Here is a 26,450-nt window from a genome sequence, read left to right on the forward strand (position 1 = left end):
ATTCCAGGTGTTAAAATTCAAGAATTACAAATAAAAGAAACGAAAAATGGCAACACAAATATCAAGACTTTCCGCAACAGAAAAAGCCCTTGAAGTCATTCGTGAGCTTGAAGAAAAATATGGAGCACTAATGTTCTATCAGGCAGGAGGCTGCTGTGAAGGAACACAGCCGCAGTGCTTCGAAAAGGGTGGCTTTTTCCCGAGAATGAATGATGCGATGATCGGAACGATTAACGGATATGAATTCTGGATAGATCGTGATCTTTTTGAATATTGGAAATATTCTCATTTTACGCTAGATGTTACAGATGGCTTCGGGCCAGGAGGTTTCTCATTAGAAACTCCCTTAGGAAAGACATTTAAAGTACAATACAGACTTTTTACTCCCGAAGAATATAATAATCTGGAACCTGTAAAACGAAGTGAATAAATAGTAAAGAATTAGGGATGTCATTCCTTGACAAACCGACTGACAAACATGGCAGCGACCACATCACCCACAGAGTTTAGAACTGTAGCCAAAGGATCTACCAGTGTTCCGATAATCATTACAGCCGGAATAGCTTCCTGAGGTAATTTATACACTGAAATCATCAGCATTTCCCCAATATAGCCACCATTCGGAATTCCTCCAGCTACAATACTTACGAAAACCGTGATTCCTAACGCTAACAATAAATTGGCAGGATCAAAAAAGTCTTTTCCAATAATTAAAAAAGCTACATAGATTTTGATAATAGAGGACATGGAAGATCCATTTTTATGCAATGTCGTCCCAATAGGGATTACCAGATTCGCAATCGAATTCGGGATCCCAATTTTAGATGCTGCCTGTAGATTGGCAGGCATCGTAGCAAAGCTGCTACAGGTACTTATAGCGGTAAGAGTAGGATAGATGGCATTCGTCCAAAAACTTTTAACTCCCTTTTGCCCACTTGCCATGAATGCATAAATGGAAAAGAAAACGAGGAAATAAATAATTCCGGCAACATAATATAATCCTAAAGGTTTAGCATAAAACCCAAAAAGTTGTGGCCCTAATGTAGCTACCTGATAAGCAAAATAAGCTCCCAAACCTATAGGGGCAATCTTCATCACCAATAAAAGAAGTTCTTTCATCACTTCATATCCTGAAGCAATGAATACTCTGAAGGGTTTCCCTACTTCTCCTGTTTTCCTGGCGGCAAATCCTGTCATGAAAGCAAAAATAAGCAGTGCCAGCATATTCTGTCTGGAAAAAAGAGCTGTAAATTCTCCTACTGTAAAGAAACTTACAATTCTATTTCCCCAACTTTCATCATTCGCGGCTTCTGTTACCATTTCAGAACTTCCTGAAACACCGGAAACCGGAAACAGATACACCGCACAAATCGTAAAAATAGCTGCTGTAAGAATGAAAAACAAAAAGGTAAGAGCCATCACCAGAATGATCTTTCCAAATTTTGATTGCTGTTCCAAAGAGGCAATAGAGTTAGATACAGCAAAGAATACCAGAGGAACTACACTTACAAAGAGAAGGTTCAGGAAAATATCACCCAAAGGCTTAATGTATTCCACAAAACCCGGTGCAACAATTCCTATAATGCTTCCGATTGTGATTCCCAGGAGTAAAAATATGATCCCGGAATAGTTTTTCAGTACCTCTTTCATGTGGCGGTTTTTATCAAAGATAAGTTTATTTTTAACACTCTGCTATGCAATTTTCAGACCTAAATTTCATAAATTTGAGTAAACATCGTTTTTATGGCTTATATAGATTATTATAAAATTTTAGGTGTAGATAAAAGCGCAACCCAGGATGATATCAAAAAGGCTTACCGGAAATTGGCCAGAAAACTGCATCCGGATCTTAATCCTGATGATAAAGAAGCAGAAAGAAAATTCAAAGAGCTGAACGAAGCCAATGAAGTCCTCAGTAGCCCCGAAAATCGGACGAAGTACGATAAGTATGGAGAACATTGGAAACATGGTGAAGAATATGAGAAAGCTCAGCAGCAGCAGCAACAAAGACAATATCAGCAGCAAGACTATGGTGGTGGTTTCTCTGGTGCAGACTTTGGTGAAGGAGAAGATTTTTCCGATTTCTTTCAAAATATGTTTGGTGGATCAGGAGGTTTTGGCAAAAGTTCAAGAGGAAGGGCTTCAGGGAAGTTCAAGGGGCAAGATGTACAGGCAGAGCTAAACCTGAATTTAAAAGATGCCGCCATTACTCACCCGCAAACCTTTGAAATTAATGGTAAAAAAGTAAGAATCATCATTCCTGCTGGTGTCTATGATGGGCAAAAAATAAAGCTTAAAGGACATGGGAATCCGGGAATGAATGGAGGGCCAAGCGGAGATCTTTATATTACTTTCAATATTCCGGTGGATCCTAATTTTGAAAGAATAGGGGATGATCTTAAAACAAAAGTTTCTATCGATTTGTATACCGCAGTTTTAGGAGGAGATGTAAAAGTAAATACTCTGAATGGGAGTGTTAATCTTAAAGTGAAACCGGAAACTCAAAGCGGGCTAACCGTAAGACTAAAAGGAAAAGGCTTCCCGGTGTATAAGAAAGATGGAGAACACGGTGATCTTTTTGTAACCTACGAAGTGAAACTGCCAACCAACCTTACCGATAAGCAGAAAGAACTTTTTGAACAACTTAAAAATTCCTAGGCTATGAATGAAAGAATATCACGAGAAGAACTCGTAAGAATATATAATATAGAAATCACCTTTTTTGATGACCTTGTAGAGTATGGTCTGCTGAATATACAGGTTGAAAATGAGATCCATTATCTGATGTATGAAGATCTGCCGGATCTGGAAAAATTTGCGAACTGGCATTATGATCTTGAAATCAATCTTCCAGGTTTGGAAGTTATTCATAATATGCTGAAAAAATTGGAGGCTTTAAAACGAAGAAACCGAGAGCTGATGAATAAACTTTCAGCGATCAGTGACCAATATGAAGATATTTAGCTTAGTTTTGTAGCTTTTTAAAGCAACTGTATATTATGAGTGAGGAAAAGGTAATTATATTAAAGCCTGAGAGAAAGAATTTTGAAGATATCTATTTTAGCGGAAACCAGGATAGTCTGCTTTTTTCTCCTACCACTAAAAATAAAACAATAACGACGATTGCCGCAGTAGTTATTTTACTGATTGCATTTCTTCTGAAAGATAATTTCAGTAAAGAAAGTCAGGGGATTTTATATTTTTTTAGCTTTATCTTATTGCTTTGTGCTATTTACTTGTCTGTAAGTGTTAATAAAGTTTCAAGATGGAAGAAACAGGTTAATCATTATCTGAACACACTCGAAAAGTGTAAGGTGTATGAAATCAGATTCGATAAGGATTTTTTCATTGTCAATATTGATGGCGAAAAAGAAACCAGCGAATGGAAAGATTTTACGTTTTTTGACAGCCACCATGATTTCATTTCTCTTGAAGGAAAGTACAATTATATGTTTCCCAGAAAATCAATGAGCGAAAGAGATTATTCTTTACTCAAAACAATGTTAAAAGATAATATCAATGAGTCATAAAAAAATCAGAGCATTTGCTCTGATTTTCTGTTTTATAGTGTTGTATTCTTGCTTAGTCTAACCAACCCATTTCCTTCATCCACTCATCATTGTAGATCTTTCCTACATATCTTGAACCGTGGTCGTGAAGTAATACTACGATAATATCATCTTTCGTGAACTGATCTTTCATCTGAATCAATGATGCAATAGCGCTTCCTGCAGAATATCCACAGAAATTCCTTCCTCTTTAGCCAGTTTTCTCGCATAAATCGCACCATCTTTGTCCGTTACTTTTTCAAAGTGATCAATAACAGACATGTCATAGTTTTCAGGAATGATATCTTCACCAATTCCTTCAGTGATATAGGTATAAGCGTGGTCGTAATGTAATTCTCCTGTTTCGTGGAATTCTTTAAGAATAGAACCGTATGTATCAACTCCGATTACTTTAATATCTTTATTTTTTTCTTTGAAGAATGTTCCACATCCTGTAATGGTACCTCCCGTTCCAGCTCCTGCTACAAAGTGAGTCAGTTTTCCTTCAGTCTGTTCCCAGATCTCCGGTGCTGTAGACTCATAGTGAGCTGTTCTGTTAGATAAATTGTCATATTGGTTTACATACCATCCGTTTTCTGTTTCCTTAGCCAGTCTTTTAGATACTGAGTAATAAGAACGTGGGTCTGTAGGTTTTACATCAGTAGGGCAAACAATAACTTCTGCTCCTACAGCGCGAAGAATATCGCACTTTTCTTTAGATTGCTTGGAATTGGTAACAAAGATACATTTGTAACCTTTGATGATAGCCGCTAATGCTAATCCCATTCCTGTATTTCCGGAAGTTCCCTCAATAATGGTTCCTCCAGGTTTTAATCTGCCGTCTTTTTCGGCATCTTCGATCATTTTTAGAGCCATTCTGTCCTTTACAGAGTTTCCAGGATTGAATGTTTCTACTTTTGCTAAAACTAATGCTGGAAAATCTTCACCCAGTACATTGTTAAGTTTTACCAATGGTGTGTTTCCTATAGTTTCAAGGATATTTTTTGCGTATTTCATAAATGTTTTATAAGCGGTGCAAAGATAATGCTTTTAAAATTATCTATACTGAGATCACAAGCGATTAAAGCTTAAAACAGATAATTAAAAGCTTGATTTTAAACCCCAGTATTAAGGTTAATTATATTTAATAGCCTTCACTGGAGAAATCTTACTGATCAGATAACTCGGAATAATTAAAGCAAGAGCAGATATTGCCAATATCCCTAATGAAATAGAAGCAATAGCAACAGGATTAAGATCTACCGGAACTGTACTTACGTAGTAATTTTCAGGATTAAGCTTAATAACTCCAAAGAATTTTTGGATAAGAATGAGTCCTAACCCGATAGCATTTCCATATAGAAGACCAGGAATCATAATGATAAGGGTATAATTGATAAAAGTTGCTCTGATCTGCGCATTGCTGGCTCCTAAAGTTTTAAGAAGACCAATGGAGTTGGTTCTTTCAATGATAAGGATCAGAAGAACCATAATAATATTGATAACCACCACAATCAGCATGATGATGATGATAAGAGCAATGTTGGTATCGAAGATACTGATCCAATCCGTGATTTGTGGGAACTTCTCAGTTGCTTTTTCAGCATAATTTTTATAACCGATCAATTTTTCAATCTCTGGAAAATCTTTGTCGATGTCGTTGACATTCTTCAGGAAAATATCGAGTCCACCGATCTCATCAGGTTTCATATCCTGAATCTTTCTCGCATGGTTAATTCCACCAATAACAAATTGTTCATCGATGAGTTTGATATCTGTTCTATAAATTCCGATAATTTTAAACTTACGATAAAGAGGTTTTTGATCAGCTTTTAAGAAAACAGTAACAATACTGTCGTTGACTTTAAGGTGAAGATCATTTGCTATTTTTTGTGAAATGGCAACATCATTGTTGAAACCTACTTCTGTTACTTTGGGAGTCGTTCCTGCAATAAGGAATTTTTTAAACCTTAAGCTGTCAAAATCTTTTCCGATTCCTTTAAATATAATACCTGCAAAATTATGTTCATTCCGCATAATGCCAGTAACGGTTACATATTTTTGGATAGTTTCCACATCCGGAAGTTCCTTAATCTTGGCAATATTCAAACCTTGGTTATCCAAAACTGAAGTATTATAGGAAGAATTGGATCGGGTAGATCTTACAGTGATGTGCCCACTGAAATCCGCCAGTCTTTCTTTAATAGCTTTTTTAGAACCGAATCCGGTGGCTACAGTAATCAGGGAAACAATAATTCCCAATGCTACGGAAAGCCTGCCAATGAAGATGATAACCCTCGAAAGGTTATTTTTGTTATCTTTGGAAAACGCTATTTTTCTAGAGAAATATAAAGGAAACTTCAAGCTTATGAATTTAGATTTCAAAATTAAAAATTTACTTCTGATTTGCCTAATTTTTTTAGGAGTATTCAATCAATATTATTCCCAAACTCCAGTTCAGACGGATTTCAAAACAGGTGCAGATCAGCCTGAGCTTTATTTACCTTTATTAAAGAATAAAACGATTGGTATTGTAACCAATCAGACCGGGTTAATGAGTGATAGAACGCATTTGGTTGATTTTTTAGTTAAAAACGGAGTAAAGATCAAGGCTATTTTCGCCCCTGAACATGGTTTTAGAGGAGATGCTGATGCAGGAGCTAAAGTGAAAAATGGAGTAGATGTAAAGACTGGAATTCCTATCGTTTCTTTATATGCGAGTAATAAAAAACCGAAACCTGAACAATTGGCAGGAATTGATCTTGTCGTTTTTGATATTCAGGATGTGGGGGTGAGATTCTATACTTATATCTCTACTTTAACTTATTTAATGGAAGCGGGTGCTGAAAATAATGTTGAAGTAATGGTGCTGGATCGTCCCAATCCACATGATGGATATACTGATGGCCCGGTTTTGAAGAAGAAATGGGCAAGTTTTGTAGGGATGCATGAAGTTCCGGTAGTTTATGGATTAACCATTGGTGAGTATGGAAAAATGGTAAACGGAGAAAAATGGCTGAAAAATGGAGTTCAGGCGAAATATACTTTGATCCCAATGAAGAATTATCACAAAAAACAACGTTACCCGATATTGGATAAGCCATCGCCCAATTTACCTAATGATAAAGCGATTAATTTATATCCAAGTCTATGTTTTTTTGAAGGAACTCAGGTTTCTGTAGGAAGGGGTACGGATCAGCCTTTTCAGATATATGGCTCGCCATGGATGGAAAGTTTACCTTATCAGTTTACTCCTAAGCCAAGCTATGGTGCCAAAGATCCATTCCTAAATGGGAAGTTATGTTACGGCGAAGATTTGTCCAATTATCCTAAGGATTTAAGAGAACTGAACCTTGAATGGGTCATTAAGGCTTATCAAAACTACAAAAATCCCCAGTTGGATTTCTTTTTAAAGAACTTATGGTTCGATACTCTTTCGGGAACGGATGAGTTCAGAAAACAAATTATTGCAGGAAAATCAATTCCGGAAATTAAAGCTTCATGGAAAGCAGGTCTTGAGGATTTTGAAAAGATAAGAACGCAGTACGTTGTGTACGAAGATTAATAAAGGGCGGGAGGTTTGAGGCTGGAAGCTGGAAGTTAGGAAGGTCAAAAAGGATGACTTTACTCTTTTTAAAAATCACTTAGTGGTAGCGCGACTGTAAGTAACTTCCAGCTTCCAACTTTAACTAATCAAAATTTTGGGGCGGATTTTTATCGTTTTTACCCTTATTTAATATGAAGAGTCCGATTGTTAAGCCGACTACACCTGCAAAAGCAGTTAATAAAGCTCTTTGTAATTTGTCTGGAAGATCATTTCCAAGGTAATTCATTAAAAAAAGGATCACAAATGTGATCACTGAAATGATAATATGATTTTTTCCGAATGGCTTCATTGTATTATTTAAATTTGTAAGAGATCATAACTCCACCTCTGTAAGGCAAAATTTCACCACTTTTATTAAGTCCTTCTACCCCAATGTCATAACGTTTTCCTGTAGTTCTGTCATACCCTTTATAAAAACTTTGTGCAGTTCCAATAGTGGCATAAAGATCAAGATTCCATCTTTCAGATAACTGAAATTGATAACCTCCCGTGACTCCTAACATAATAGAAAAACCTCTTTGATAGAGATTTGAAATAACGAAGGAATCTCCATTGTCTGATATAGAAATAGCATTGTTGTTCCAATAATTCCATTTCTGTGCATTATAAGCAGCAACAGAGACGTTAGCTCCAATATACCAATGTTTGAAAGCTTCTTTGAAATAATATCTTCCCTCAGCAGAAACAGAATAAAACTGTAATTCATGTCCTGAAAATGATTTCCATGGAGAGATAAAGACATCTCCCTGAAGTGTATATTTAGGACTAATCTGTTTTTCTATCCCCAGATTTATAATACCAACTGGTAAAAAAAGAGCATTACCTTTTACATATAAACTTTTCTCTTCGCTTTGTTCCTGCTCCTGAGCCTTTAGTGACCCTATACTCAGGAATGCCAAAGCAGCCATTAATACTCTGTATTTCATCAATATGTTTATTTTATTTGTTGTAATAGTTCCTCAGCTAATTTTGAATCTCTATTAGCCTGAACTGCCATGTTTTTAGACATTTCAGCATAGTTTTTAGCCATATCTTTATTTCCTGTTAAGAAATAAAGTTTACCAAGGATATAGGTGTTTTCAGAATTTTCACCTCTCATAACAGACTTCTCAGCCCATTCAGTTGCTTTTTTTAATGACGATGGAGTTTTTACATGATCTACAAATACCCATGCTGCTCTTAAAAGTTCATCGGGATTAAATTTGTCTGAATCTTTGTAGTAATCCAAAGCTGCTTTTTCATATTCCGGGAAATTGGCATTTCGCTCATAATAGGTAAGCTTGGTTTGATTGAGTCTTGTGGTTGCTATTTGTTTTCCTACCAATGGTTCAGCCATTTTCATGAAGTAGTCATCGTTGATCTTTTTATTTTTATCATCGATGGATTGTTCCACAATGTTTGATAACTTTAGTTGAGCATCAAATTCATTGTAGGTTTCTTCAGGAAGGAATTTTATGATTTCAGCTTTTCTCGAAGCAAAAGCTTTATAATTAGAATCTTCTGTTGATTTTAAGAAAAATAGCATCAATCCTATTTCATCCTTTGTAAGGGGTTCAGATGTTTTTTTATTTTCAAAATATCTTTCAGATGCTTTTTTAGCAAACTCGTAATCAGTATCAGAATTAAGCTTCATAATATTGATTAGAAACTCAGGATCTTTTTCCCCACTAGCAAACCTTTCTTTGAGGGATCCTTTTTTATTTCCTTGTGAATTGATATCCTGAGCCATAGCCACAAACATACTTTCTTCCATGTAGCCTGTATTTCTGGACACGAGTTCACCTTCACCATTTAGAAAAAGATAAGTAGGATAAGAACGTACCCCAAATTTAGAAGCAAGATCTCTTCCTTCTCCTTTCTCCATGTCAAATCTTGCATTAATGAAGTTGGTATTGAAATATTCTCTAACGGATTTCTGAGGAAAAACATTTTTTTCCATCATTTTGCAGGGGCCACACCAGGAAGCATAAGCATCAATGAAAACCAATTTCTTTTCCTTTTTGGCTTTGGCTATAATTTCTTTAAATGGCAGTTCCTGAAACTGTATACTCTCCTGAGCGGAGATGACAATAGAGCAAAAAATAGATATCCCGGAGATGATCTTCTTCATTTTCAAATAAGATTTGTAGCGAAGATAAATAATTTTCAAAACATACAGGATGGAATCCGAAGGTTGAATGGTTATATTAACTAATTTTAAGACTTACCCCTTTAGATGATGACCTTTTAAGCAATGGAAGAAGTATCCTGTTTAGAATGAAATAATTACTCCTTTTTCTTAGATTCTTTATGTTCCTTGCCCCAAATCTCCAGGTGATTAAGAACCGGAAGTAATTTTTTTCCTATCTCTGATAATTCATATTCTACTCGAAGAGGAACTTCTGCATATACCGTTTTTACAACCAAATTTTCCTGCTCCATTTTTTTTAGTTGCAGGGTAAGCATTCTTTCAGAGATATTATGAATTCTGTTTTTTAGTTCAAAAAACCTTAATTTCTCTCGTTTGAGATGATAGCAAATGGAAAGAATCCATCGCCCACTGATCAGGTTTACGGCATATATTTCGGAACAGCTGGATTCCAACGATCTTTTGTTCTCGTTATTGGTAGATGATTCTTTAATACTCATACTCACATTTTTGTTCGTTCCACACAATCTGTTGTAGGTTTGTATTCTTCAGTATTGATGAACTAAATTCGTATACAAAAATAAAAAACATCGATGAAGTATCCTGTTTTTTTGGGTATTTGTTGAATTTTATAATAGAGAAATATGGATTGTAGTAGAATTAATAAGGAGCTGAAAGAGAGTATGGAAAGCGTTCCATATTCATTAGAAATTGATGAAAATGTATTTTTGAATAGTCCTGAAATCATTCAGCAGGAAAGACGGGAGTTTATAAAGAATAATCCTGTTAGACGGCCGGATCGTATCAATGTGAAAGATATTTTCATCCCTAGTTCAGTAGATGGAGCAGATATACGACTGCATGTCTATCAACCAAAAGAATTTAATAAAGATAGAACATTGATCTACTTTCATGGTGGCGGTTATGTTTTTGGTCTGCCAGAGCAGGTAGACAGTCAAATGTTTGAAATGGCAGATGGATTGCAAGCAACCATTATATCTGTTGATTACAGACTGGCTCCTCAATATCAGTTTCCTATACCTGTTTAGATGGTTTTGATGCTTTGAAATGGGTAATTGAAGCTGGAGAAAGTAAGCTTGGAGTCAATCCTGATCATATTACAGTAATGGGAGCAAGTGCTGGTGGGCATTTGGCGGCAGCTGTAACCCAGATGGCTGCGGATCAAAATATCAATAATATAAATCATCAGTTTTTATTATATCCGGTAATTCATAACAGATTGAATACGTCTTCTATGGAAGAGTTTACAGATTCTCCATTATGGAGTAAAAGATATGCTGAGATAGCATGGCAACACTTTTTAGGAAAAGAAAAGATGGCTCAAAGTATTATTTATTCTGATTTAACCTATTATCATAAATTTTCCGCATTGCCTAGCACAACAATCATAGCGTGTGAACTTGATCCTTTGAGAGATGAAGGTATTGAATTTTCCCAGCTATTATATCAGGCTGGGGTTGCCACTGAGCTATGGGTGGTTCCTGGAGCAGTACATGTATTTGATCTCTTTGATTGTCCTTTAACAGATGACTATAAAAAATTCTTAATGAATAGACTTTTTAAATAAAAACAGATGAATTTACGAGATAAAAAACCAGCTTTGATTCTTATTGATATTCAAAAAGGCTTTCTTGATGAAAACTATTGGGGCGGAAACAGAAATAATAAGGATGCAGAAAAAATAAGTGGGAAAATATTGAAAAAATGGCGAGAATTGAGTTTGCCGTTATTCCATGTCAGACATAGCTCAACGAATCCTGAGTCTACATTGCATGAATCTGATCCGGGTTTTGAATTTAATGATTATGTTGTACCTCAAAACAATGAATATATTATTACTAAAAATGTAAACAGCGCTTTTATAGGCACTGATTTGAAAGAAAAATTAGAGGCTCAAAATATAAATACTGTAGTGATTGTGGGGATTACAACCAATCATTGTGTTTCTACGACAGCAAGAATGGCAGGGAACTTCGGATACGAAACGTACGTAATTTCAGATGCTACAGCCGCTTTTGACAGAGTGGGAATACATGGAGAAAAATATGATGCAGAAAACGTTCATCTTATGGCTTTAGCTAATTTGAATGAAGAATTTGCTTCCATTCTGAGTACTGAAGAACTATTGAATAAATTATAGATTGTATTTTATACTGATTTATAGTTCTGTTTATCGGAATTTTTAAGATAATTTTATTTCACCAAATAGTCCTAGAATCTTTGTTATATCTTTGCAAACTAATAATTTATCCACAAAAGATATTGTAAAATGTAGGCTTTATTTCACATATTGCCAAGTTTTCTTTTGTGATAATAACAATGCAGAAGAAATTGAGTATTAATTTTAAACACGCCTTATCCCAAAAATCCATTTACATTGCCGCCTTATCCACTTGCTTGATCGCAGTAGTGGCTTTTGCTGTTTTAAGCCATTTAATTGCTGAAGATAACCGTAAAAATACCGAAGATTTTGCAAAAAAAACCTTCTTCAGAAAATATGAATCTGTGGAAAGTGAATTTAGGAATATTGAGGATTACCAATATCTGCTTCGTGAGTTGATTCAAAAAGACGGATTGAAAAACTATAGAGATTATTCTTTGGTTTTAAATGATTTAAACAAAAAAAGAAATCTCTTAACGTACAGCTGGTATTATTATGACAATAATAAAACAGGAAAGTATGAAAGCAATAACCCTTTGTCAGGTCTTTTCAAGGAGAGAAACAATACAAAAGGATCCATTGCTATAAAAAATAATGGTTCCGGTCATTTTAAAGATTTTTTAATAAGCCGTAAAGACAGTATGTTTTGGGTAAGTTATGATTCTCTTGTATTGCCTGAAAAAAATATTCTCTATTATGGCTCTACTGTAAGTTTAGATGATCTTCATCAATATTTTACCAATGTAGATAAAAGTTCAAATACCTATGCATACGTTTTTACTAAAGAAGGAGTTTGTATTACCCATCCTGAAAAAAAATATATTGGAAAAAATGTTTTTCATTTTACAGATATTAAAGCAAAAGATACTGTATGCAGTAAGATAAAACCAGGATATACTGAAGGCATTGCGACCTCTGAATATTTAGGAATGGAAGTCACCCGCTTTATAAAACCATTGAAAACAGAAAACTTCGACGGCTATGCGGTGGTTAATTATGTCAATTTTATTACGGATGAAAATACCAATAAAGTAAAAGCGTATACGGTTTACATATTTCTGGCTGCTTTATTTCTGATTGTAACGGTTTTTATTTTATTTCAACGATCTACGAGCATAGCTTATAAGGAAAAGGAAAAGATACAGTCTGAAAAAAATCTATTGTTGGTAGAGAATGAAAAGATGCATAAAGCAGAGGTGATTAATCAGTTGCAGCAACTTAAGAATAACATCAATCCGCATTTTTTATTCAATTCTTTGAACTCTTTATATATGTTGATTGGGATTAATAAAGAGAATGCACAGAAATTCACCATGAATCTTTCAAAGATCTACAGGTATCTGATTGTTCCGCCAAAGGAAAATATTGTATCTGTTTCCAAAGAAATTGATTTTATTCAAAAATATATGGAGCTTTTAAAAAGCAGGTTCGATGAAGAATTGAATTTCGAACTCATTATAAAAGATCCCGGAAGTTTAGAAAAGCGTATCCCTTATTTATCTCTTCAGATTGTTACGGAAAATGCTATAAAACATAATGTTGCAACGATAGATCAACCATTGGAAATCACGATAGAGGTAGAGGAGAGAGGTATTACGGTAAAGAATACTTATCAACCCAAAACCGAAGCGGTTCAGGGAGAAAAATTCGGAATTGATTATTTGAATCAGGTTTATGAGTATTTTAGAGAAAATCCGCTTCATATTTCTGTAGATGGTGAATATTTTATATGTTTTTTACCATTAATGAAATAAAATGGAAAAATCCATTCACTCCCGAATAATCACCTTTCACTCCCTAATACACTCTATATAATTCACTATACCTATAGCTTTGCCAGCTGAAACTAAGATATTTACTATTTGGAATGAATCGGACTATTGTAATGAAGAATTACAGGCTTGCACTGTATCTTGGACTAGCCATGGCATCGCCGGCAGTTCTGGCACAGAAAAAAGACACTGTAAAAACGACCAAGGACAAAACTGAAAAAGCAGATCTTTCATCATCAAAGAAGACAAAAAAAATTGACGAACTGATTAAGAAAGGAACTTACAAAAAAGGGATTTTCAATACCATTCAGGTAAAAACAGATCTTTATTTTGAAATTCCAGACAGTTTGATGGGACGCCAGTTTTTGGTAGTGAACAAACTATCTCAGGTACCTATGCAGGTAAATGAGGCTGGTTTGAACAAAGGAATGAACTATGAAAATAAGATCATTTCTTTTCACAGAGATAAAGTAGCTAAAAAGGTATGGGTAAGAACTTCTGAAGCGAAGGTGTCTTCTCCTAAAAATGACGCCATTACAAAATCTGTAAAGGATAACTTCTCAGAATCTGTGATTGAAGTTTTTGATATTGAAGCTCAAAATAATGACTCTACTTCAGTAGCCATTAAAGTGAACAAAGTTTTCGACGGAAACCAGAAAAGCTTTAATGATGTTTTAGCAAATGTAGGTCTTGGCGGATCAGTAAAATCAAGTCTTTCCTTTATTGAAGGAGTAAAAACATTTCCGGAAAATCTTGTTGTTAAATCTCAACTGAGTACTTCAGTAAATGAAGGCGGAGTAGATTTACCCGTAACACTTGGAGTAACCAGTAATCTCGTATTGCTTCCAAAAGTTCCTATGAAACCAAGGGTTGCAGATGCTAGAGTAGGATTTTTCAGTGAAAAACATTGGTTCTTCAATGACCACCAGCAGAAAATGGATGAGAAGTTCTTCATCACCCGTTGGAATTTAGAGCCTAAAGATGAAGATAAAGAAAAATATCAGAGAGGTGAACTTGTAGAGCCTAAAAAGCAGATTGTATATTACATAGATCCTTCCACACCAAAACAATGGCGTGAGAAAATTATTGCAGGTGTTCATGACTGGCAGGTTGCTTTTGAACAGGCAGGGTTCAAGAATGCAGTGATTGCTAAGATGCCGGATGAAAAAGATGAAGATTTTGATATTGATGATGTAAGATATTCGGTGATTACGTACGCTGCTTCTCCTAAATCTAATGCGATGGGACCATCTGTAGTAGATCCAAGAAGTGGTGAAATCATTGAGGCGGATATCATCTGGTGGCACAATGTAATGACTTCTCTTCAGGAATGGATGAGAATTCAGATAGGACCTATAGATGCTAGAGCAAGAGGAAATAAGTTCAGTGATGAGTATATGGGTGAAGCAATTCGTTTTGTATCCTCTCATGAAGTGGGACATACTTTCGGATTGAAGCACAATATGGGATCTTCTTTTGCATTCCCTGTAGAATCACTTCGTTCAAAAGAGTTTACAGATAAAATGGGCGGTACTGCTCCTTCTATTATGGATTATGCCCGTTACAATTATGTAGCTCAGCCGGAAGATGGTGTTACCGCCATCACTCCAAAGATCGGGATTTACGATAAATATGCTATTGAATGGGGATATCGTTGGTATCCGGATGAATTCGTTGAGAAAAAAGCATTGAGAAATTTAATAGAAAAACATGAAGATGATCCATTGTATTTCTATGGAGAGCAACAGAGCTATCTGGAAACAATAGATCCGCGTTCACAGTCCGAAGATTTAGGAGATGATGCGATGAAAGCCAGCGAATATGGAATGAAAAACCTGAAGGTTGTAGCCAATAATCTTTTAAAATGGACTTATGAAGATGGTAAAGATTATACAGACGCAGGAAGATTATACATGGGTGTTATCGGTCAATGGGATCTGTATACAGGGCATGTAATGGCTAATGTAGGAGGAATTTATCTTAACAATACCGTTTTTGGTAATAAGAAAAAAGCCTATGAAGCTGTTCCTGCTGAAACTCAGAGAAGAGCGGTTGATTACCTGGTTAAAAATTCGATCAATCTTCCCGAGTGGTTATTTTTTAACCCAATTACTGAGAAAACATATTCTGTGAAAAATTCCCCAATGGGGCCATTTGAACAGACACCATATACATTGGCGAGAGGAATGCAGTATGCCAATATCTATTCTCTGTTTATGGATGACAGATTGCTTAGACTCCTTGAGAACGAGTTGAAGCATGAAGTTTCAGGTTCAAAAGATAAGATCTATACTGTAGAAAACTTATTTGAACAGGTAAGAACAGCCATTTTTAACAAGAAAGGAAGCCTTACGATGCTTGAGAAAATGGCACAGAAGAACTACGTGGATGCATTGATTGTTTCGGTGAACAAATTATTCGAAAAAACAGCCGTAAAAACATTGAAAACAGATCAGACATTAAATATGCCAATGATCTGCAACTATCATGAAGAAGGTAAAAACCTTAGAAACATCAATTATTCATCCATGAAGAGAGTATCTGAAGTAACGACGTACAAAAGAGCAGAATTACAAAAAGTTCTGAACTTCCTGAATGGAACCAGATACAGAGGTGATGACGCTTCAAGAGCACATTACACAGATTTAATTATTCGTATTGAAGAGGCTTTAAACAAATAAACAGCAATGAAAAAAACTCTAATCCTTTTACCTCTTTTAGCTGCTCAGGTGGCGTTGGCTCAGGAAAAAAAGACCATCACAGGGAAGATAGAAGACGGTAGTACTTCCAGCGTTATCGCAGGAGCATCTATAAAAATAGAGACACAGTCGGTTTCTACAAAAACAGACCTTGACGGAATTATTGAAAGTGTATCCGTAGGTACGGTAGCTGATAAAGACGGGAAGTTTGTATTGGAAATTCCAGTAGATACTAAATCTATTCTGGTAAGTTTTCCGGGATATGAATCCAGAATCATTCTTATCAATGAGGATAAAACCAATTATACAGTGAGGCTAACACCTGAGGTTACCGATAAAAATAAAATTCAGGAAGTTATCATTACAGGATATCAAAAGATTGAAAAACGTAAGCAAACATCAGCCGTTTCTACTGTGAAGATGGACGCTATTACTCAAGCTGGGGTTGCGAGTGTAGATCAAATGCTATCAGGGCAGATTGCCGGGGTAGTTGTTACTCCTGAAACAGGATCTCCAGGAAGTCCTGCTAAGATCAGAATCCGTGGAACAGCCTCTTTATCCGGCCCACAGGATCCGTTATGGGTAATTGATGGTCTTCCATTGGAAGGAAATGATGTTCCTAACTTCAGTGATAAAGATAATATTGATCAGCTTCAGAACTTTTCTATTGCAGGATTGAACCCGAATGATATTGAAGATATTACTATTCTGAAAGATGCTGCTGCAACAGCTATTTATGGAGCAAGAGCTGCCAATGGGGTAATTTCCATTACCACGAAAAAAGGGAAAAAAGGAAACCTGAGATTGAACTTTTCAGCAGATACATTTATCACAGCTCGTCCGGACTTTGATAAACTTAACCTTCTGAATGCTTCAGAAAAAGTTGACCTTGAATTATCCCTTGCTGGAAATGCTGGATTAACATATCGCTCCGATAGAGGAGAGGTCATGAGAATTTTAACTCAGAACCAACAGCTGGAAAATTTCAGAACCGGAGGTTTTGGAGCTTTGAATTTACTGACACAGCAACAAATAAATGCTCTTAGAAATAATAATACCGATTGGGGGAAACTGTTGTATAGAAATGCAGTGAATAAACAATATGGATTAAGTATTTCAGGAGGAAGCGACCGTTCTGATTATTACTTATCTCTAGGATATTATGATGAAGAAGGAACAACAATTGGTACAGGTTTTAAGCGTTACAACTTCACCTTAAAAAACAATTATAAAATAAGCGATAAATTAAACGCAGGGATTTCCATTTTTGGTACCCAAAGTGAGAAACAATCGTTTATGACAGATGCTGATGCAGCTGCCAGTCCTGTTAATTATTCAAGAAATGCCAATCCTTATTTATCTCCATACAATGCTGATGGAAGCTACAGATATGATAAGGATATGGATGGTTACAAAGATGTCTATGTTCCTTTCAACTTCCTGGAGGAAAGAGAAAATACAAATTATACACTGAAAAACCACTCGGTAAAAGCGATATTGGATTTAGAATATAAGGTTTCAAAAAGCTTGAAGTTCACTTCACAGTTGGGACTTCAGTATGACTCTAATAAGACAGAGAAATATGCTGCTGAAAATACTTATTTTACAAGAAAGTTCAGAGAAGGAACCTCTTATTTCAAAAACGGAGGATACCAATATTTCTTACCTGCAGGAGGTATAAAGCAGAATTGGGATAATGAGTACTTCCAATACAACTGGAAGTTACAGGGGATGTACAGTACAAAGATCAATTCAGTACATGAAATTGATGTGATGGCTGGAACAGAAATCCGTAGAACAAAAGATAATACTACACTTACCAGAGCCTTTGGATTCAACAGTCTTACTAAGGCAGGGGTTCCTATTGTATTTCCTAGTTCAGATTTTGCAGCAGACAAAAAATACGAAACCTATCGTGAAATGCCTGTTGTAGAGAATGCTTATGCATCCATGTTTGCTACAGCTTCTTATACTTATGATCAAAAGTATACTTTCTTTGGAAGTGTGAGATATGATGGAACAAACTTATTTGGGGTAAATAAAAAGTACAGATATTTACCAATATGGGCACTTTCAGGATCTTGGCTGGTGACAAAGGAAAATTTTATGAGCAACGTTCCTGTTATCTCTAATCTTAGACTGAGAGCATCTTATGGATTACAGGGAAATATTGATCGTAATACCTCTCCATTCTTTATCGGGGAATATAATAATACAACCATATTACCTGGAGTAAACGAAAATGTAATTAATGTAATCAGTCCTCCAAATGACAAACTTCGTTGGGAGAAAACAACGAATACCAACGTCGGTGTCGATTTGGGATTATTCCAAAACCGAATTAACCTTACTGCTGATGTTTACAACAGAAAAGGGACGGATATGATCAGTATGAGATCAACTCCACTTGAATCAGGATTCGAATATACGATGGCAAACTGGGGAAGTCTTACCAACAAAGGTTTGAATTGGCGATCTCTACCAGAAATATTAACAAAGAAAACTTCAAGTGGTCAACTACGATCAATTTTGCACATAACAAAAGTAATGTAATTACAGAACAGCCTCGTGATAATGCACGTCTTCCTAGCAGAGAAGGACTTCCTGTAAATGCTGTTTTTGCATTGAAAACTGCGGGAATGGACGAAAACGGAAACCCAATGTTCTGGAAAGGCAATGAAAAAGTGAAAATTGAAGATCTATTCGGATTATATGATCCTTATGAAGATTTCCTTCCTGGATACTTTTCACAGTCAAAGCTTTCAAGTAAAGAATTAAGAGAGCTGTTTACCTATGTAGGAGACAGAGATCCTAAATTTACAGGAGGTATTATCAATACTTTTAAAATACATGATTTTGACCTGACGGTTTCTGCGACATTCAACCTTAAACAAACCGTTATGAAGACACCTTCTTATAAAGGGATGGAGTTGGATAGAGGACGAAACTATACAAGAGATATCTATCAGGCAGGAACTACACTTCCGGGGATCACAAGTCCTGAAGCAGATAGTAACCCAGGATGGATGGGGAATAAATGGCTTCTTAACAACGACTATAACGTCTATAATCTGTTAGATATATGGGCAAAGGAGATTAGCTATATTAGAATCAGTAGTATTCGTTTAGGGTATACACTTCCTAAGAAATTTACCAGCCCAATGGGAATCAGTAGTTGAGACTGAGCGTTGAAGGGCGTAACCTGTTTGTATTCAGTAATGGTTATAAAGGATATTTCGATCCGGAAACGTATGGAAATATTTACGCACAACCTATCTCCCGTTCAGTGACCCTAGGATTTAATGTTTCTTTTTAAAACTTGAAAAAAATGAGAAAAATAACAACATTTATCGCATTAGCAGCACTTAGTTTTACCAGTATTGGCTGTGATAGATTTTTAGATATACAGCCTGAAGGTAAAGTAGTCCCTATGAATGTAGACGACTACAGAAAGGTACTTACATCTGCTTATTCAAGATATCCGACTCACAAATCTTTAGTAGCATTGCGTACAGATGAGCTTAGTCTGGATGAAAATGCCAGTGGATTTGCTTACAATCGTGAACTTGCGATGTGGAAAGATACCGGCTATGATTCAAACACAACAGAATTTCCTTGGGTAGGATTCTATTCCGTGATCTTTTACATGAACCAGATCATCAATGAAGGAAGTAAGAGCATGACGGATTCCCCTGTGAAGCAGCAAATATTAGCTGAAGCATATGCATTGCGTGCCTATTCTTATTTTGATTTGATTAATTTATATGGTAAGCAATACAACGCTGCTACAGCATCCACAGACAAAGGAGTACCTCTTAGTTTAGAAATTGATGTGGAGGCGGTACTGAAGCCTTCAACTGTACAGCAGGTATATGATCAGGTACATTCTGATATTGCAAAAGCTGAAGGATTGATGCAGGAGCAACAGCAGCCATTAGGAATTAATTACAGATTTTCTAAAGTTTCTTTAAAGGCTTTACAGGCAAGAATGGCATTGTATCAGGGAGATTGGAACAACGCTTTGGATTATTCACAACAGGTACTTGCCATCAAAGATGGATTGAGTGATTTAAATACAACCAATGTAGCTCCTCACCATTATGCTTCTGTAGAATCAATCCTTGCCTTAGAAAAAGCGTTTGATGGTTCTGTAAAGAATAATTTATCTTTTGCTGCTCCTGAGCTGATTGCAGCATATAATAAAACGACAGATAAAAGATTTGGGCTTTATTTTGAAAAGGCTCCTGACCGTTATAATATCATTAAAAAAGGAGATTCAGACTTTAAAGTAACCTTCAGAACATCTGAAATGTATTTTATCAAATCTGAAGCATTTCTGAAGCTGAATAGACTTGATGAAGCCAAAGAGACTTTATTAAAAGTACTAAAAAACAGATATACTCCGGAAGGATATACATCGGTTCAAAATGCTGTAGCTTCAATGAACACTACAGATTTCATGAATTTTATTCTGGATGAAAGATTTAGAGAATTTGCTGTGGAAGGTCATCGTTGGTTTGATTTAAGAAGAGCCAATCAGAAAAAGATCACGCATAAGGTCGGTGGAAAAGATTTTATTCTGGAGCAGAATGACCCGAGATATACGATTGCATATCCGCAAAGTGCAAAAAAGAACAATCCTAATTTATAAGACACTTCATATTAACAACCCTTGAAACCGTTAGAACTTAATCGTTCTAGCGGTTTTTTTGTACTTTTGCAGCGTTATGAAAATTGCCATTATAGAAGATGAGTTGTTGGCTGTAAATTATCTGAAAGATCTTTTAGATAAACAAAGTATTGTTCCCGTTACGGAAACAGTGATTCTTCGTTCCAAAAAAAAGGCAATAGACTTCTTTGAAAACGATTCTGCTGATCTTATTTTTATGGATATTCATCTTGGTGACGGGATGAGTTTAGAGATCTTTGAACAAGTGGAACTTTTCACTCCTATTATCTTTATCACAGCATTTGATGAGTATGCAATGAGGGTTTTCAAACATTTCACAATAGATTATGTACTTAAGCCTTTTGAAGAGGAAGATCTCCATCAGGCATTACAGAAATTCGTTTCCATCAGAAATAATTTTGATCCTGAACCTTTATTGAAATCCATTTCTACATTGCGTCAGGGAGAAGATACGGAAGTGATGAAACGTTTTATGGTAAGAGAAGGGAATAAGTTAAAGTCCGTAGATGAGCAAAATACAGCGTATTTCTTTGCTTCAGGGAAATACCTTTTCCTGACGACGATGGATAATCAGACCTATATTTATGATGACACCATTAAGGATATTATCCAGAAACTGAATCCGCAGGTTTTCTTTAAAGTAAACCGTAAGTTTATCATCAATAAAGAGGCGATTACAGAAATCATCAAACATTCAAGTCAGAAGGTAGAATTACAACTATCTCCTAAACCTGAGGTAAGTGATGAGGTATTTATCAGTAAAATGCAGATCGCTGAATGCCTGAACTGGCTGAAGAATTAAGGGGAAGGAAGTTGGAGGCTGGAAGAGGGAAGTCCTTGTAGTCAGAATATATATTTAAGTCTTTTTTTAAATCATATAGCTTTATGGGCGATGAAATCAATTATCGTGGCTGGTAAATAAAGTATTATGATGATTTTTTTATTTCTCGCAGATTGCACCAATTTCGGTGATGTTTGTGAATAAGAAAATCAGAGATTTTCTAAAAGTTATGTGTCCTTTTTATACCCAATGTTTTTAGCTTAAAATCTCTTAAGTGTTTAAAATCTTTTGTGGCTTTTGTGGTTACCATTTAAAATGAAAAGAGGTAAAAGAAGAGGGAAGTACTTTTAACTTCCATTCTCCCTCTTCTAGCTTCCGATCCTTTCCCTATCCATTTTTTTCGTATTTTCCCTACCGAAAACTAATTGTTTAAACACGGGACTATGAAAATATACTTATTCCTTATTGTAATGCTTTCGGGTACTGTATTTTCACAAAAGATACAGCTTAAAAAAGATAAGATCCTATTCAATGAAAAGGAAGTAGGAGTCCTGAAATCGCCTTACAGAGACCATTTTGAGTTTTATAACCTGGCGAATGAGAAAGTTTTTGATGCCGATTTAAAAGGAGTTACCCTGGCAAAAGAACAGTTTCTGTATTATCTGGATATGAAGTCAGCAGATGGAAAAATAACCCAGATTCCCTATGAAGTATTAATTACCTCATTTAAACCGGATAGAATTGTAGCTCATCAATTGGCCGTAAAGTATCATCTTTTCAATGAAAATGGTTTTGATAAGGCAGAACTGGAAAAATTCTTTACCACTCCAAGAGAAAATCTAGGTGACAAATATTTGGCTGCAAAAACCAATAGTATTGCCGAAGATAATGCAAGAAAAAGCAGGCTGGACAATATAAGAAGTCTCTATAATCCAAGAATGGGCTCTAATGGAGAAATCCTTATCAACAATGGGAGCTATCAGCCTAAGATTATTGGATATTCAAAAGCTTTTAATTGTGTAGGGTTCAATAATGCCGGATCGTGTCTGGAAGTAACTGATCTGGATGGGGTGAAGGTTGCTTCTATGTATCAGACCAATCAGGGATTAAAGACGTATTTGGTAAGAACATTTGATAATAATGAATTTACTTTTACCGCCACAAGGTCTTATGCCCCTTCAGATTATGCATTTATTAATGAGTTTGTTGCCAATCTTTTTATGGAGGGCTATACGTTGGAACATCAGGCTTACTATAAAAATCAACAGCTTAACCAGGCAAAAATGAATGATGCTGTGAATCGCAGTATCAATTTATATGATGTTCCTGGGTATCTGGTTGAGAAATCAGGAAAGAAAACAGAAGGAGCCATTACCATCTGGTTTGAAATGCTGGATCCGGAAAGAACAGGGCAAAAGCTTCCTCAGGATGGAGCCGATCGTTTTGGGCAGCGTGTAACGTTGAAGAAAAGGTTACCAGGGATGAATAGTATGGCTACCAAAGTATATGATGCTGATTCAGGAGTCCATTTTTGTGTTTCTCCAAATGGAAACGAAGAATGTTACTACGGATTGGATGTAAAAGGAGAATTCATGAAAAAGCTGCAGAATTATGGAAGTCTTTACGGAAATAATGCCTACTTCTATAAACTGATTGCTAAAGAAAATAAGATTATGTTGCTGCAGGATCCTGTGGAACACTGGAAATACGTCATTAAAACAGATATTCAGCCTAAAGGACAAATGCTGGACAACAGATCCAATGACAAGCTTTCCGAAAAGCTGGCAGACTATCTTAAAGATTGTAAGTCTGTTTCTGATCAGCTTAAAAGTGAAAATCTTGATCTTAAAAATGAAGAAAATCTGATCAGAATCATTTCGGATTACAGTAAGTGTAAAAAATAGAGATGAAAATAATAACCTATGAAAATGAGCATCATCAGCTCATTACAGAAGAAGAGGCTCAGAAAGCTCAGATTTTTACCAAAATTATTAAAGCCGATTCCCTGACAAAAATTAAGGAAGAATTTTTCAATGGAGAATTGAGCAATGTGGTATTCTATCAGGAAGGAGAGACTATTGATGAAATATTTGATCAATATCCCGGACTTAATGGAGCTGATGTGGCAATAAGAAAAGAAATTCAGGGGAATTATATAAGAGAAGAAGTCTTTGGATATCTTAGAAATCAAAGATTAAAACTACATTCATTTACTATAGACCATGTTTTAACGGGAAAGACTATTTGTTTTGGAGATTATGATTTACAGACAGGTAATATAATCTTAAAAAGTGTCATGAAAATACAATATGATCAATTTTTGGATATTGCCTATTATTACCATTATAATAGTTCAGGCAAAATAGATTATATTGAAGAAGGGAGTGGTGAAAGAGGATGTAATGAATACTCTGAATCATACTATAATGACGCTTTACCTTTATTTCCTAAAATAGAAGATCGTTGAAGGGTGGCGGGATTTTGTAATGAATGATCATAATGGATGGATTTATCGAGACTATTTTAAGAAATATTGAGAGAGCTCTCCATGATATTGACTACGACCCAACTGAGGAGGGTTGTCCAACGTTTGCCAGTGTAACGACAGGTAAAGTAAATTGTTTCGTGAAGAGTATCAGGAAACAAATACCGTTGGAAATTCCTACATTAGATCTGAAACAAATTTTAATGGCATGGACAGGGTACTTTGAAATAAATGATATCGAAGATATGGGACTTGCGTAACTGATTGTATCAGCCCTTGCAAAAATGAAATTGCAGAGAAAATAACCACAAAATTAATATTAGAAAACATAATGAGTCAGAATATAGCAGATCAATACAATTTAACTTTTGAAAATAAAGTACACGATTGGGGAAAAGGGGATCAATACGTTTTTAAAATTGTGAATACCAATAATCAATATTTAACTGCCTTTTTAAATAGTTGGAACTGCGCTGAACAGATCAATGCTTCGTTATTACCTGATATTAATGATGGATTGTACAATCCGGATGATGAAATTGATACCGATGCTGCTACAGTCGATATTATCATACACAGGAATGAGGTAGATTTTTATGATGATGAAAAAGGATATGTAAACAGCATTCCATTGCATGATTTTAAGAAAATTGTAACAGAATGGAGGGACTTTCTGAAGACAACTTCACCAAGCAGATCAAAAGGTCGTCGTATTTTTAACTTTTTTTGAGTGGAAACAGTTTCCTCCGGAAATAGGATATATTTATGAAAAGCCCTTACTATTAAAGGAAGTTATCTGAATACAATGAATCATATTAAAAAGATTGAATCTCTGTTTATAACAAATAAAAAGCTAATGAAATGAGTGCAAAAATGATTTTTTTTACCACTGCCTATGATGAGGAGTTTCTTACTGAAGAAGAAGCATTGGCGGGAGGTAGTTATATAAAACAGATATGGATCAACAATGCCTTAAAAAAAGAAGAATCCTACAGAGAACACAAACTTTGGGGTGGAGTTTATTATTTATCTTCTGAAGAGAATGTTACAGAGGTATTGATGGCATTAGGGCAAAATCTGAATTGGACTCTTAGAGATAATAAACAGTTCATCAATGGGTATACCGTTTGGGATTGTAAATTTTATTCCGGTTTACAGGAAGACACAAAATATTCAAAAATTGTTTTGAATGCTGATGGAGAAAAAATAGCAACGATCACATATGATAGCCTTACCAATCAGGCAAAAGGAGGATTGAAGACTTATCAATTCGGAAATCAGCCTATTCCATGGGGAGATCCGGAAGATGTATTTGATGAAGGCTCTAATATCGTTTTCATATTTGGTGAAGATGGTGAGGTTGATATTGTACATGTAAGTGATTTTATTTTTAGCAACGATTTTACTTACACAGCTTGGCAGTTCTCTCGTGCCGCTGGGAATTTCTTTCAGGAAATGGGGCTTTCTGATGAAGAAATATATTATTATACTCATGCAGAACCTCTGGTTCCTAATTTTTAAATAAAGAATGAAAATGTTCCTGACTAGAAAATGAACTTAAAAGATTTTACAATGATCAATCATCAAATAAGTTTTAATAATCCATATTATGCTAATTTGGAAAACTTATTGAATAACGATCTTCAAAATGTATTAGACGTAAACGCGTTTTTAACTGAATTAGTCTACCTAAATGAACATTGGGAGGACATGGAGCTTAGAGAAGCATTTATAGAAAAAGAAGGGGGTTGCTGGGATTGGCAAGATCTCTTGGATTTTAATGCAACAGGAAACTGGTTTACATTTTTCAAATTTGAAGATCTCGGAGGGTATATTAATGTAGATACCAAAACTTTTTATTTGGAAAATTGTCTACTTTCAAATGAAGCTGTGATTGAAATGCCATTAGATGAGTTTATAGATGTTTTACAGCAATGGAAGAACATTATAAGCGGATAATTATCCAATAATTTCACTCTTACTATAATTAATTCTACATTTTATCTATACAAAACTTTATTTGTAAGATCACAATGTCTGAACTTAATTTCATTGATTCTTTTTGGGTAAAAAACGAATGTATCTATGGGATTTAGAAAAACAAAAAAACCTCTGAATGATCAGAGGCTTTAAAGTGGTTTCTCCAGGAATCGAACCAGGGACACATGGATTTTCAATCCATTGCTCTACCAACTGAGCTAAGAAACCATATATTTAGTATTGACTTACTTCGTTGTTTTAAAGTGATGCAAAAGTATACTATTTTGTGATATCACGCAAGTTTTTACGGGTGTTTTTTTTAAAATATATTGAAGTTTTTTTATTTTTAATCTTAATTGATTGCTCTTCAATAAGTTGTTTTTTTATTAAATATTAAATTTATCGTCTGGATGAAAGCTTTTAGAGCGCGATCAAATCTTTCTGAACTTTAAAAACAAAAAAACCTCTGAATAATCAGAGGCTTTCAAGTGGTTTCTCCAGGAATCGAACCAGGGACACATGGATTTTCAATCCATTGCTCTACCAACTGAGCTAAGAAACCATTATATTGTTGTTTA

24 protein-coding genes, 2 tRNA genes and 2 pseudogenes are annotated in these 26,450 nt (G+C 35.3%); 19 read left to right on the top strand and 9 right to left on the bottom strand.

Annotated features, from left to right (window positions below):
* Nucleotides 1-46 precede the first annotated feature (46 nt).
* Entirely contained in the window at nt 47-430 is a 384-nt protein-coding gene (locus QWZ06_RS06330) for a DUF779 domain-containing protein (protein ID WP_290296561.1), read from the top strand.
* Between the two features lie 20 nt (nt 431-450).
* Here the strand turns inward: QWZ06_RS06330 and QWZ06_RS06335 are convergent, their stop codons facing one another.
* Nucleotides 451-1,650 (bottom strand): dicarboxylate/amino acid:cation symporter, encoded by a 1,200-nt coding sequence (locus QWZ06_RS06335; RefSeq protein WP_290296563.1) that lies wholly within the window; start codon nt 1,648-1,650, stop codon nt 451-453.
* A 93-nt stretch (nt 1,651-1,743) separates the two neighbouring features.
* On the opposite strand from QWZ06_RS06335, the gene QWZ06_RS06340 reads away from it, so the two are divergent.
* Genes QWZ06_RS06340 through QWZ06_RS06350 form a run of 3 tightly spaced genes read left to right on the top strand, consistent with a single transcriptional unit; the run spans nt 1,744 to nt 3,530 of the window.
* Complete coding sequence (locus QWZ06_RS06340) at nt 1,744-2,658, top strand: DnaJ C-terminal domain-containing protein (protein ID WP_290296565.1); 915 nt, start codon at nt 1,744-1,746, stop codon at nt 2,656-2,658.
* Nucleotides 2,659-2,661: 3 nt separating this feature from the next.
* A complete protein-coding gene (locus QWZ06_RS06345; RefSeq protein ID WP_290296566.1) occupies nt 2,662-2,964 on the top strand; it encodes a chaperone modulator CbpM in 303 nt (100 codons plus the stop codon).
* Between the two features lie 35 nt (nt 2,965-2,999).
* Nucleotides 3,000-3,530, top strand: a complete 531-nt coding sequence (locus QWZ06_RS06350; protein ID WP_290296568.1) for a hypothetical protein — start codon at nt 3,000-3,002, stop codon at nt 3,528-3,530.
* A gap of 52 nt (nt 3,531-3,582) precedes the next feature.
* On the opposite strand, the pseudogene QWZ06_RS06355 reads toward QWZ06_RS06350, so the two are convergent.
* Nucleotides 3,583-4,565 (bottom strand): annotated as a pseudogene (locus QWZ06_RS06355) (PLP-dependent cysteine synthase family protein).
* Nucleotides 4,566-4,682: 117 nt separating this feature from the next.
* Entirely contained in the window at nt 4,683-5,912 is a 1,230-nt protein-coding gene (locus tag QWZ06_RS06360; protein ID WP_290296570.1) for an ABC transporter permease, read from the bottom strand.
* A 4-nt stretch (nt 5,913-5,916) separates the two neighbouring features.
* Between QWZ06_RS06360 and QWZ06_RS06365 the strand changes: the two genes are divergently transcribed.
* Nucleotides 5,917-7,113 carry an exo-beta-N-acetylmuramidase NamZ family protein gene (locus QWZ06_RS06365; protein WP_290296571.1) on the top strand — a complete coding sequence of 399 codons (1,197 nt, stop codon included), beginning with the start codon at nt 5,917-5,919 and terminating at the stop codon, nt 7,111-7,113.
* A gap of 124 nt (nt 7,114-7,237) precedes the next feature.
* Here the strand turns inward: QWZ06_RS06365 and QWZ06_RS06370 are convergent, their stop codons facing one another.
* The 4 genes from QWZ06_RS06370 to QWZ06_RS06385 form a co-directional block, all read right to left on the bottom strand.
* Nucleotides 7,238-7,444, bottom strand: a complete 207-nt coding sequence (locus QWZ06_RS06370) for a hypothetical protein (protein WP_065398796.1) — start codon at nt 7,442-7,444, stop codon at nt 7,238-7,240.
* Nucleotides 7,445-7,448: 4 nt separating this feature from the next.
* A complete protein-coding gene (locus QWZ06_RS06375; RefSeq protein ID WP_290296578.1) occupies nt 7,449-8,081 on the bottom strand; it encodes a DUF3575 domain-containing protein in 633 nt (210 codons plus the stop codon).
* A gap of 8 nt (nt 8,082-8,089) precedes the next feature.
* On the bottom strand, nt 8,090-9,265 hold the full coding sequence (locus QWZ06_RS06380; protein WP_290296580.1) for a thioredoxin family protein: 1,176 nt from the start codon (nt 9,263-9,265) through the stop codon (nt 8,090-8,092).
* A 155-nt stretch (nt 9,266-9,420) separates the two neighbouring features.
* Nucleotides 9,421-9,783: a winged helix-turn-helix transcriptional regulator gene (locus tag QWZ06_RS06385; protein ID WP_290296582.1), complete on the bottom strand. Its 363-nt coding sequence runs from the start codon at nt 9,781-9,783 to the stop codon at nt 9,421-9,423.
* Between the two features lie 144 nt (nt 9,784-9,927).
* Between QWZ06_RS06385 and QWZ06_RS27725 the strand changes: the two genes are divergently transcribed.
* From QWZ06_RS27725 to QWZ06_RS06450, 14 genes and pseudogenes are all read left to right on the top strand, one after another.
* Nucleotides 9,928-10,332 carry an alpha/beta hydrolase gene (locus tag QWZ06_RS27725; RefSeq protein WP_353959938.1) on the top strand — a complete coding sequence of 135 codons (405 nt, stop codon included), beginning with the start codon at nt 9,928-9,930 and terminating at the stop codon, nt 10,330-10,332.
* Nucleotides 10,333-10,346: 14 nt separating this feature from the next.
* A complete protein-coding gene (locus tag QWZ06_RS06390) occupies nt 10,347-10,871 on the top strand; it encodes an alpha/beta hydrolase fold domain-containing protein (protein ID WP_353959939.1) in 525 nt (174 codons plus the stop codon).
* Nucleotides 10,872-10,877: 6 nt separating this feature from the next.
* Nucleotides 10,878-11,444 (top strand): cysteine hydrolase family protein, encoded by a 567-nt coding sequence (locus QWZ06_RS06395; RefSeq protein ID WP_290296583.1) that lies wholly within the window; start codon nt 10,878-10,880, stop codon nt 11,442-11,444.
* 179 nt (nt 11,445-11,623) lie between these two features.
* The gene (locus QWZ06_RS06400) at nt 11,624-13,219 is read left to right on the top strand and encodes a histidine kinase (RefSeq protein ID WP_290296585.1); all 1,596 of its coding nucleotides are present in this window, start codon (nt 11,624-11,626) and stop codon (nt 13,217-13,219) included.
* Nucleotides 13,220-13,332: 113 nt separating this feature from the next.
* Entirely contained in the window at nt 13,333-15,918 is a 2,586-nt protein-coding gene (locus QWZ06_RS06405) for a zinc-dependent metalloprotease (RefSeq protein WP_378169961.1), read from the top strand.
* 6 nt (nt 15,919-15,924) lie between these two features.
* Nucleotides 15,925-19,252: pseudogene (locus tag QWZ06_RS06410) on the top strand (SusC/RagA family TonB-linked outer membrane protein).
* 12 nt (nt 19,253-19,264) lie between these two features.
* Nucleotides 19,265-20,587, top strand: coding sequence for a RagB/SusD family nutrient uptake outer membrane protein (locus QWZ06_RS06415; protein WP_290296587.1), 1,323 nt, complete (start codon nt 19,265-19,267; stop codon nt 20,585-20,587).
* Between the two features lie 76 nt (nt 20,588-20,663).
* The gene (locus tag QWZ06_RS06420; RefSeq protein ID WP_290296589.1) at nt 20,664-21,428 is read left to right on the top strand and encodes a LytR/AlgR family response regulator transcription factor; all 765 of its coding nucleotides are present in this window, start codon (nt 20,664-20,666) and stop codon (nt 21,426-21,428) included.
* A 422-nt stretch (nt 21,429-21,850) separates the two neighbouring features.
* Nucleotides 21,851-23,311: a hypothetical protein gene (locus tag QWZ06_RS06425; RefSeq protein WP_290296591.1), complete on the top strand. Its 1,461-nt coding sequence runs from the start codon at nt 21,851-21,853 to the stop codon at nt 23,309-23,311.
* Between the two features lie 2 nt (nt 23,312-23,313).
* Nucleotides 23,314-23,874, top strand: coding sequence for a hypothetical protein (locus QWZ06_RS06430; protein WP_290296593.1), 561 nt, complete (start codon nt 23,314-23,316; stop codon nt 23,872-23,874).
* Nucleotides 23,875-23,906: 32 nt separating this feature from the next.
* Complete coding sequence (locus tag QWZ06_RS06435) at nt 23,907-24,152, top strand: hypothetical protein (protein WP_290296595.1); 246 nt, start codon at nt 23,907-23,909, stop codon at nt 24,150-24,152.
* A gap of 71 nt (nt 24,153-24,223) precedes the next feature.
* Nucleotides 24,224-24,622 (top strand): hypothetical protein, encoded by a 399-nt coding sequence (locus QWZ06_RS06440; RefSeq protein WP_290296596.1) that lies wholly within the window; start codon nt 24,224-24,226, stop codon nt 24,620-24,622.
* 131 nt (nt 24,623-24,753) lie between these two features.
* Nucleotides 24,754-25,413, top strand: coding sequence for a hypothetical protein (locus QWZ06_RS06445; RefSeq protein WP_290296598.1), 660 nt, complete (start codon nt 24,754-24,756; stop codon nt 25,411-25,413).
* Nucleotides 25,414-25,464: 51 nt separating this feature from the next.
* Nucleotides 25,465-25,851: a hypothetical protein gene (locus QWZ06_RS06450; protein WP_290296600.1), complete on the top strand. Its 387-nt coding sequence runs from the start codon at nt 25,465-25,467 to the stop codon at nt 25,849-25,851.
* A gap of 176 nt (nt 25,852-26,027) precedes the next feature.
* Here the strand turns inward: QWZ06_RS06450 and QWZ06_RS06455 are convergent.
* Nucleotides 26,028-26,100: transfer RNA gene (locus QWZ06_RS06455), tRNA-Phe, on the bottom strand.
* A gap of 261 nt (nt 26,101-26,361) precedes the next feature.
* Nucleotides 26,362-26,434 (bottom strand) — tRNA-Phe (locus tag QWZ06_RS06460).
* Between the last annotated feature and the right edge of the window lie 16 nt (nt 26,435-26,450).

The sequence above is a fragment of the Chryseobacterium tructae genome (genome assembly GCF_030409875.1).
Taxonomy (GTDB): domain Bacteria; phylum Bacteroidota; class Bacteroidia; order Flavobacteriales; family Weeksellaceae; genus Chryseobacterium; species Chryseobacterium tructae.